Below are 1,487 nucleotides of genomic sequence, written 5' to 3'. Positions count from 1 at the left end.
ATCCGTTTCATCAGGTAGCCCACGCTCTCCTCGGCGCAGTACGCGTCGCGGTTGTAGAAATCGGCGGGGACGGGGCTGCGGCTCATGGCGGTCGGATGGGGTCCGTTGGCTGTCTCGATGCCTGGACTTTATTTGCTTAGGCAGTAATTGTCAAGGCCGCCTTTGCCCCGGCCGTGTTCGGCTACAGTGCGATGCGACTTTTTTGCCACCCGCTGTCCGACAGGCCCCCCCGATGACCAGCCCCACTCCCCCCGCGCCCGGTCGCGACGTTCGATCCCTCAGCGGGCTGATGCCGTTCCTGCGGCCCTATTGGGGGCGCATCGGCCTCGCGGTCGTCTTCCTGGTGATGGCCGCGGTCGCGACGCTGGTGTTCCCGGCGGCGCTGAAATCACTGATCGACCAGGGGCTGGTCGCCTCCGATCCCGGCGAGCGGCTGCTCGCGTTGCGCGGGCACTTCTTCGCGCTGTTCGGGGTCGGCGCGGCGCTCGGCGTGTTCTCGGCGGCGCGCTTCTACATGGTGACCTGGCTCGGCGAGCGCGTCACGGCCGACCTGCGCAGCGCCGTCTATGCGCACGTCATCGAGCAGAGCCCGGAGTTCTTCGAGACCACGCAGACCGGCGAGGTGCTGTCGCGGCTGACCACCGACACGACGCTGGTGCAGACCGTCGTCGGCTCCAGCCTCAGCATGGGCTTGCGCAACACGGTGATGGGCCTGGGCGCGATGCTGATGCTGATCATCACCAACCCGCTGGTGATGACGCAGGTGCTGGGCATCCTGGTGATCGTGGTGCTGCCGTCGCTGTACTTCGGGCGCCGCGTGCGCAAGCTGTCGCGCGCCAGCCAGGACCGCGTCGCCGATTCGAGCGCGATCGCCGCCGAGGTGCTGAACGCGGTGCCGGTGGTGCAGAGCTACACGCAGGAGGCGCGCGAGGCGAAGCGCTTCAGCGACTCGACCGAGAACGCCTTCGCCACCGCGGTGCGCCGCACGCGCGTGCGCTCGGGGCTGGTCGCCTTCATCATCACCGCCACCTTCGGCGCGCTGCTGTGGGGCCTGTACCAGGGCACGCAGGCGGTGATCGCCGGGCAGATCAGCGCGGGCCACCTCGGGCAGACGGTGGTCTACGTGATCATCCTCGTCAGCTCCGTGGCGGTGCTGGCCGAGGTGTATGGCGACCTGCTGCGCGCGGCCGGTGCCACCGAGCGGCTGATGGAGCTGCTGGCCACGCGCTCGCCGATCGCCTCGCCGGCGCAGGCGGCGGCACTGCCGGGCACGAGCGGCGGCTCGGCGGTGGCGCTCGAAGGCGTCAGCTTCCGCTACCCGTCGCGACCGCAGCATGCGGCGCTGGCGGATTTCAACCTGCAGGTGCGGCCGGGCGAGACGGTGGCGCTGGTCGGGCCGAGCGGCGCCGGCAAGAGCACGGTGTTCCAGTTGCTGCTGCGCTTCTACGACGTGGCCGAGGGCCGGGTCGCGGTCGACGGCGTCAGCG

Annotated in this window: 1 protein-coding gene; it reads left to right on the top strand. The window is 69.9% G+C overall.

From position 1 onward, the window contains the following. Positions 1-232: 232 nt before the first annotated feature. On the top strand, positions 233-1,487 hold a 1,255-nt coding region (locus AC1D15_RS31805; RefSeq protein WP_477829194.1), incomplete at its 3' end, for an ABC transporter transmembrane domain-containing protein.

Source organism: Rhizobacter sp. P2_H2 (assembly GCF_056403375.1).
This window is presented reverse-complemented; position numbering and strand designations above follow the sequence as displayed.